We start from the raw sequence: 3,627 nt of genomic DNA, 5'->3' as shown, positions 1-3,627 counted from the left end.
AAATAGTTTTTTAGATTCTGAAATAGATATCATTAACATAGTACCAAATAATAACCACATAATAAAATATGAATCAATATATCCAATTAATACCATTGCTAGTATTAGTACAACGCCTGTTTTTATACGAGTAGAACTCTCTTTTATTATATTTGCCATTTAGTAAACCTCTAATAATTAAATTATGAGATTATACTAAAGTTTGGCTTTTGGTTTAATTGTTAATTTTAACAAATTATTCAATTATTTCTTTTTTTATTTTAGATAAGAGTTCCAATGCATTGTTAGACTCATCTATATGTTTTTTTATAATATCTTCGAAATTACTATCAAATTTCTTATTAACACTTCTAATTAAAAATATCAAATTTTTAATTTTATTATTATCATTATTTATATCTTCTAGCTTTAAATTTTGATATTCTACAAGTATGTAAGCATCAATATCTTTTAATAAATATTTGTCCAAATATTTATTATTATAATCTCAGTTCCCTTTTTTATCTAATTGAATATAATAATTATTTGGAGAATATTCCATCATTGAACCTGTTAAGAAGTCTGTTGTACTTAAATCCCAAAAAATATTTAATAGAGCAACTGGATCATAAGATTTACTCATATTTGTAATTGAAGTTGCGTAACCTTCTTTTTGAACTCTCAACTCTTTACCAGATAAACCTTTTCTTAAATTCACAGCTAAAGGAGTAACTCCTCTTAATTGACCATCAATATAAACTTTTGCACCTTCAGGGTTACTATTTATTGAAATAGATTGATTTCCACCTTTAAAGATAGTCGCACTTCCAAATGACATTGTTAAAGATAACATCACTAATAATAAAATTTTTTTCATTTTATTCCTTTTTTAAAAATTTAAGATATTATACTTTTTTATAATTAAATAATAATCTAAATAAGGGGTTAAAAATTGAATAAAGTTATTTTGTTACTATTTTATCCATTTTTATTATTATACAGTAACGACTGGGAGAAACTTATTCATTATTATGATAATCAAAATCAGATAATATCAAGTGAATTTTTTTTGTCACCTTACAATAATCCATCACCAAAACAAGAATTAATATCAACTATAAATTTATTAAATAGTAAACACTTAGCAAAAATAGCTTGTAATTTTCCAGCAAGATATAATTACTTAAAAAAAAATAATTATGATATTCCAAATTTTAATTTAAATAAATGTGAAGAATTAAATTTATTTATAAAGAGTTTTAATAAAAAACATGTAAGCATTGTATTTTCTTCTGAATATACAAATAATCCTTCATCAGCCTTTGGGCATACGATGTTATTATTTAGCAATGATTTAGACTCTATTGAGATTGGTGACACTGTACATTTTGCTGCAAAAACATCAAAAACAGATGGTTTTATAAAATATTCTTACAAAGGTTTTAAAGGTAAATATAATGGCTATTTTATTAGGGAGCCATTCTTTAAAAAAATTTATGAATATAATACATTAGAGCAAAGACATATGTATGTATATACTTTAGATTTTTCAGAAAATGAGATATTAAAATTGTTATACCATTTATTTGAAATACGAAAAGCAACTTTTAAATATTACTTTTTAAATGGGAATTGTTCAACTCAAATAACAGATTTATTAAATATTGTAACAAATAAGAAAAGAACTCAAACTACATATTTTTTGCCAATTGACACTGTTAAAACTTTTTCTTCTAATGTTAGTAGCATTAGTAAATTTACACCACTTAGCAATAAATTAGATTACCTTATTCATAAAATGTCAGATTATGAGAAAAAAATATTTAATAATGTGATTTTTACAAATAATAAAATTTCTGCAGATACACCTAATATTATAAAAGAAGCATTATCTTATTATACAACTTTCAATTTTAGAAGATTTCACAGAATATTCAAAAATTATGAAAACATAATGACACAAAAATATACTCCAACTAAAATAATTGATAAAACTCCTAATCCACTAGATAGAACAAAAGCATCTTATTATGGCTTAGGATATTATAAAAACAAGAATAGTAATTATTTATTATTAAATTATAGACCTTTATTTTTAGACTTACAAGATATTCAATTAAATAATATGCAAGAATCTGAAATAAAAACTTTGTCTTTAAATTTATTATTATCAAATAATTCAATTAAATTGAAAAATTTAGATTTTGCAAATATAAAATCTTTGCCAATACAAACAAGTTTTCATAAGCCAATAAGTTGGTCAATATATTCAGGATTAACACGTGAAAACAAAGAAAACGATTTAAAACTAAATAATGAATTTGGAATAGGACGAACTATTGATTTATATAAAAATTTAAATTTTTCTTTTCTTCTAAATATTGGATTAGAAAATATTAATCCTTATGTAAAACCGTCTATAAGATTTAGTAAATATTTATCAAACAATGTAAAAGTTGGTGCAAGTAGTTATTTTAAACAATATGATAAAAATGAATATTTTGAAAATCAAATATTTACAAGTATTAAAAGCAATAATATTTTATATACAGTAAATTATATAAATGATAAAAGTGTAGATAAAAATAAATATCTTTTTTCTATTAAATATAATTTTTAAAAATGTGTAAAAAATATCTATTATAAATAATTTAAGAATAAAATACGATTTTATCATACTAATTTATTAGATTTTATAATTATTTTAAGTAGTATCCATTTTTTAAAATAAAAGGAAATAAATGAAATTATCAAAAATATTATTAACAAGTGCAATTAGTGCAACGTTAATATTTGGATTATCAGGTTGTACACAAAGGCTTGGTCAATTTACTGCTGCGAGTTCACAAAATGTAAGAAATCTTGATTATGATTTAGAAACTAATACAAAAGTAAAAGCACAAGGTGAAAGTTGTATTAGTACTGTTATTATTATTCCAGTTGGACATAGTGATGATAGAATACAAAGAGCTATGGATAATGCAATTGAAAATGGTCATCAAAATGGTTTAGATGGTGATTTACTAGTAAATGTAAGAATTGATTGGAGCAGTTGGTATTTACCATTCTTATTTGGTCAAAACTGTGTAGAAGTTTCAGGTGATTTAGTTAAACTTAAATAATTCACATCATCCTATTAATTTTTAATAGGATGAAACTCTTTTATATCTTTATCCCGATAGTAGTATAAGGATTATATAAAACATTAGAACCTGATTGAATTTTTACGTTTCTTCTTTGAGTGAAATCAACTTCATAATCACCTGCGAAATCAACAGAAAACTTTGCACATAATACAGCAGCTTGTTCTATTACAGAATCTGGGATTGTTTTTTTAGAATTTTGAACAATTACATGAGAAGATGGTCTATCTTTTAAATGGAACCAAAAATCACTTGCTTTTGAATTTTTCAGTAAGTATTGATTTTCTCTTTCACTTGTACCTAACATTATTTTATAACCTTCAAAAAAGAAACTCTCATAAGCTTGTGCTTTTTTAGTTTTTGTTTGGTTTCTATCTTTTTTTGGATATAAAAATTCACATTCATCCATAGTATTTGAATTTTCTATACTTTTAATCAATCTTTTTAAATAAGCTAATTTTTCATCTAAATTATCTTTTTCTAATGAGATATTTAATGCTTTTTG

Annotated in this window: 4 protein-coding genes; 2 read left to right on the top strand and 2 right to left on the bottom strand. The window is 22.7% G+C overall.

The window, feature by feature from the left end; translation table 11 throughout:
- Positions 1-487: 487 nt before the first annotated feature.
- On the bottom strand, positions 488-856 hold the full coding sequence (locus tag ACERKK_RS12215; RefSeq protein WP_373773353.1) for a PEGA domain-containing protein: 369 nt from the start codon (positions 854-856) through the stop codon (positions 488-490).
- Positions 857-1,048: 192 nt separating this feature from the next.
- On the opposite strand from ACERKK_RS12215, the gene ACERKK_RS12210 reads away from it, so the two are divergent.
- Positions 1,049-2,599 (top strand): DUF4105 domain-containing protein, encoded by a 1,551-nt coding sequence (locus tag ACERKK_RS12210; protein WP_373773352.1) that lies wholly within the window; start codon positions 1,049-1,051, stop codon positions 2,597-2,599.
- Positions 2,600-2,720: 121 nt separating this feature from the next.
- On the top strand, positions 2,721-3,101 hold the full coding sequence (locus ACERKK_RS12205) for a hypothetical protein (RefSeq protein WP_373773351.1): 381 nt from the start codon (positions 2,721-2,723) through the stop codon (positions 3,099-3,101).
- A 40-nt stretch (positions 3,102-3,141) separates the two neighbouring features.
- On the opposite strand, the gene ACERKK_RS12200 is transcribed toward ACERKK_RS12205, so the two are convergent.
- Positions 3,142-3,627 (bottom strand): NFACT RNA binding domain-containing protein (locus tag ACERKK_RS12200; protein ID WP_373773350.1); only part of this gene is annotated, 486 nt, incomplete at its 5' end.

Origin of the sequence: Poseidonibacter sp. (genome assembly GCF_041821165.1) — a bacterium.
GTDB lineage: Bacteria > Campylobacterota > Campylobacteria > Campylobacterales > Arcobacteraceae > Poseidonibacter.
Note: the sequence above shows the minus strand (reverse complement) of the source record. Positions and strands in the feature narration are given on the sequence as shown.